4 protein-coding genes are annotated in these 4429 nt (G+C 57.0%); 3 read left to right on the top strand and 1 reads right to left on the bottom strand.

Translation table 11 applies throughout. The features are described from left to right. Positions 1 to 609, top strand: a 609-nt coding sequence (locus HS053_RS21860) for a hypothetical protein (protein WP_206677665.1), incomplete at its 5' end; no start/stop codon positions are given. Positions 610 to 891: 282 nt separating this feature from the next. After that, on the top strand, positions 892 to 1902 hold the full coding sequence (locus tag HS053_RS21855; protein ID WP_174213354.1) for a replication initiator protein A: 1011 nt from the start codon (positions 892 to 894) through the stop codon (positions 1900 to 1902). 825 nt (positions 1903 to 2727) lie between these two features. Here the strand turns inward: HS053_RS21855 and HS053_RS21850 are convergent. After that, the gene (locus tag HS053_RS21850) at positions 2728 to 3360 is read right to left on the bottom strand and encodes a DUF3800 domain-containing protein (RefSeq protein ID WP_174213353.1); all 633 of its coding nucleotides are present in this window, start codon (positions 3358 to 3360) and stop codon (positions 2728 to 2730) included. A gap of 299 nt (positions 3361 to 3659) precedes the next feature. On the opposite strand from HS053_RS21850, the gene HS053_RS21845 reads away from it, so the two are divergent. After that, positions 3660 to 4429: plasmid recombination protein (locus tag HS053_RS21845; RefSeq protein WP_174213352.1), on the top strand; the 770-nt coding region annotated here is incomplete at its 3' end.

Below are 4429 nucleotides of genomic sequence, written 5' to 3'. Positions count from 1 at the left end.
CCAGACGTTGTCCGTGCCCTTCAGACCGCCTCAGAACTGCCACCAGAGGCCGTGGATGATCTGCGCGACCTTCTCCTACTCCAGAGGGAGATGCAGGCCCACAGGCGCGCTCCTGCAGCCTATGAGGCCCCTCGGGCATGGGAGCTGCACCCGTCGCTGGTGGATGGCACGAAAACCGACCCTTGGCCCATCATCAACGATGTGCGCAAGGACGCAGAAAAAGTCGTCACGACTGCGCAACGCTTCGGCATGGGCATGGACGACGACCGCAAGGGGTATGAGGCTGGACGGGCCTTCTTCCCGGCCCTGACTGACAGGATGCACCTGACGGCCGTCATCGCCAAATGCGCAGACTTCTGCGCCAAGGCAGAGGCCTTCGTGAAGAACGCCCTTGCCCAGCTGCGCGGCGATGAACGGATACCCTACCCCAGCCACGCCCAGCTCTGGCCCCAGAACGCCGAAGCTGCCGTGACCCGCAATGAGCAGAACCTTGGCCTACGGGCGCCAGAGGTAACAAAAGCCGTTCAGCGCGAACCCAAACCGGAGATCGAGGTTGAGCAGGAAGCGCCGGTTCAGTCCAAGCACAGGTCGCGGGATCTGGACTTCTGATCTTCTCAGCAAATCCACCATCACAGCTTGCGCAGGGGATGGGATTTTAGGTGCGATACGGGCGGAAAGCCCTAGTGTTATTAGTGTTACCTACGGAGTAAGTTACGCGCCCTGCAACACATTAAAACTAATCACGAAAACCGTGTTTTTGGTTCCGAAAGGGTCAAACTTTGGTTCCGAAAGGGTCAAACTTTGGTTCCGAAAGGGTCAAACAGGCTTCCCACCCAAGACAGTTCCTGATAGGTCAAACAAGTGAGTTCCTGAAAGGTCAAAGTTTCCCGCATGAGTCTGTTGCCAGATCGCCACCCGAACCTTGATTTCTTTGTCCTCGACATCGCCGATGCGGTGCCGAAAGACGACATGGCGTCGATGGAACACCCGCTGTTCTCGCTGGCGACGAAGCCGGATATGCGCCACCTCGAATATCGCAGTGGCGACAACGTCCTGAAAATCAGGCCATCGGGACTGGGCCTACCCACCATCTTCGACAAGGACATTCTGATCTTCACCATCAGCCAGCTGATGGCACGCAAGAACCGGGGCGAACCCATTGGGGACACCGTGCGCTTCTCGGCACGGGAGCTGTCTGTTGCGACCAACCGCCCGATCGGCGGCAACCACTACAAGCGCCTTGAAGACGCCTTTGCCCGTCTTCAAGGGGCGCAGTTCGTCACCAACATCAAGTCCGGCGGCAAGATCGAAACCCGCATCTTCTCATTGATCGACGAAGGTGGATTCGTTCGGACCGACGACGAACGGTTCCGCCTGGACTACTGCGAGGTGAAGCTGTCGCGTTGGCTGATGCGTGCCATCGAGACGGACCAGGTGGTCACGATCTCGCATGACTACTTCCGCCTTCGCCGCCCGCTGGAACGGCGGCTGTATGAGATCGCCCGCAAACACTGCGGCAGCTCCCCCAAGTGGCAAATCAGCCTGACCAACCTTCAGAACAAGACGGGCAGCAACGCCCCGATCAAGCGCTTCCGCCATAACCTGCGCGAGATCATCAAGGCCGACGTGACCCCCTTCTATCGCTTCGAGATCGACGAGGCCGACCTGGTGACAGTGCGCCCCCGATCCGTCCAGGTGGCGCTTTCCCCGACCATCACAATCCCGGAATGGGCAGAAGAACAGGCGCGCGCCCACGCCCGCTCGCTCGGCTGGGACTACTACGTCATGCGGTCGAACTGGCTGGCCTTCGCGCACGATGCCGCCGCTAAAGGAAACCCACCGAAGAACGCGGGTGCCGCATTCGTGGCCTACTGCAAGAAACAAGAGAACCTGCGAGGCTGAACATCGCTGCAAACACTAGACTGAAACGGGTAAACAGTTCACCCTTACAGTAAGGCGAACGATAGGAAACCCCATGGTGTACACCCTAGGTGAGGCTGCAAAAGCGACCGGAAAATCTAAGGCAACAATATCCAAAGCCATAAAAAGTGGGAGACTTTCTGCACTAAAGGATGAAACTGGCACATTTCACATTGATCCTTCCGAGCTGCATAGAGTTTACCCACCAGCCGCTTCCAGTGAACAACAAGAAACTCACGTAAACACCCCCGAAAGAACTGATATTGACGGAACTATCAGGGAGTTACAGGCGCGTCTTGAAGCTGCGCACGAGCGCTTATCTGACAAGGAGGCCGTGATCGCAGACCTCAGAGAAGATCGCGACAGATGGCGGCAACAAGCATCTGCTTTGCTCTCGGATCAGCGCCCACCCAGAGGGCTCATAGCTAGGCTGCTAGGGCGGTAAGCGCCTACAGCAGAGACTCAGGAAGGGGTGAAGCGATTCGCGTGCAACAACTTGTGACTTGACAAGAATCAAAAAAAATAATACCCACTCGGAGAGATAATCGATTTGAATTTTCAAATCGATTATCTCTCCGAGTAAGGCACCCAAACTGTAAGCCTTCTGGGCGAAGCCCAGAAGGCTTACAGTTTGGGTGCCTCTATGGGTATAATTGAAAATTTACGCCTTGACTGCTATATTCGTCAAGCAGGGGCGACCTTGCGGTGCAAACCGCCATGACTTGTCTAAGCTTCGTGTTCAGCAAGCATGGATGGTAACCCTGAACCCAATGGTTCAGGTTGATAACCATCGCCCCTGCGTACTTCTCAGAACAAAGTGATGTTCAGGTTGTTGCTCAACTCTCTCGCAGGGACGGCACCAGTTTGGGACAGATGGCGCATGTAGGCCACGGCATCCGCAAGCTGGATCAAGCGAGATATTGATGAATCTAGGGGAACTACTCTGTTTACCCCTCTAAAGATGCCGTCCTCTGCAATCGCTGAAGCAATTCTCTGCTGGAAAATCGGGCCGACGTTATGCTCGCAGGCGTCAACGATGACGTCGATGTTGTTGATCTGCGGCCCAACCTTATGGCTGCTACGAAACTTCTTCGTTGAAGCCTTAACAGCCTCAATCAAGCTCTTGGCGTACGTGGTTTCTTTGCAGGCCTCACGAAGATCTGGCTTGTAGTGGCTGAAGAGCATGACCGAGGTGTCCGCCGATCGGTCCTGGAACGCGGCGATCGTCGTACGCACAAAGTCGTTGTCATGGCGGTTTGCGTGAAACTCGTTAAAGCCTACTGGAAGAAGGTCAGAGAACATCTTGTCGACCCTCGCGACGTCCGCTGCAAACGCCATAACTAGGCCGAGAGAGAACTGATCGTCACCGGCAGAACCAGTTTCATCTACAAAGCAGATGATCCTTTTGTTTTTGGCCTTCGATATTCGCTGTCCTGGCACGACAAATCCCTGAAAATCCTCAGTATCTGATAGGCATGCGTCTGCCTAAGCGCCATACTTTTCCTCCATCTTCACAACCAAGAAGAGTGCCGCAACTTAGCGGATGCTGGTGATCCAAGAGGGCGTAGCGCCTCTGGCCCATGGCAATTAGCGGAGCGGCCCGAAGGGAATTGCCTAGTGGGTTGTCATTTCAAATGACAATTCTTCCCTTCCCGGCTACCCTGACCCCATCACCTGCCGCGTAAATCCTTTATCTTTTATCCGGCCTCACATGTCACAAGTCGTAAGTCTTATCTCTGATGTTCAAGGCCGCCATCCGCGTCAACAAGATCACCAGCATCGCCCAGCTGCGCGGTGCCACCCTCCACGCCGAACGCGCTGACGAGACCAGCCAGGCACGGCTTCGGGAAGGCGCTGAACCAGGTGCTGCTCTGGCATGGTCCAAGGCACCCCAGAGCGACCGTGACTATCTCGCCGCCCACAAGGCCCACAAGGCAGAGCTGGGGGCCGGTGAACGCAAGGGCGCGCCCCTCTGCATGCAGGCGCTGTGCGTGATCTCCCCGGAATGGGTGAAGGCGACGGGCGATCTGCATGACCCCGACAATCCCCGCAACCGCGCTCTATTCGACCAGGCGAAGGCATGGGCGGAAAGCTGGGCCGGGAAGGGATCGGTCTTCGGCGCGCGCCTCGATCTGGACGAAGCCGGCGGCGCGGTGGTGGATCTGATGATTGCACCGGTGCGCGAGAGCCGCGGCAAGCCGATGATCTCCACCCAGAAGGCCCTGGTCGAGCTGAAGGCCACCACAGGCGAGCGGAACGAATATTCAGCCCTGCAGACGTCTTGGGCAAATTGGTCGCGCCAGCACCTCGATGCGCAGATTGAACGGGGCACCCGCCGCGTCATTACCGATCGACAGCATCTGACGCCCGAAACCTATGGCTTGGTGAAGGACAAGGCCCGGGAAGAGGTGCTGCGTGACCAGGTGCGGACGCCAGACGTTGTCCGTGCCCTTCAGACCGCCTCAGAACTGCCACCAGAGGCCGTGGATGATCTGCGCGACCTTCTCCT

Origin of the sequence: Tabrizicola fusiformis, from assembly GCF_013328815.1 — a bacterium.
GTDB lineage: Bacteria > Pseudomonadota > Alphaproteobacteria > Rhodobacterales > Rhodobacteraceae > Fuscibacter.
This window is presented reverse-complemented; position numbering and strand designations above follow the sequence as displayed.

Coding starts and splice junctions, on each gene's coding strand:
- HS053_RS21855 (WP_174213354.1), top strand. CDS start 892: ATGAGTCTGTTGCCAGATCGCCACCCGAACCTTGATTTCTTTGTCCTC.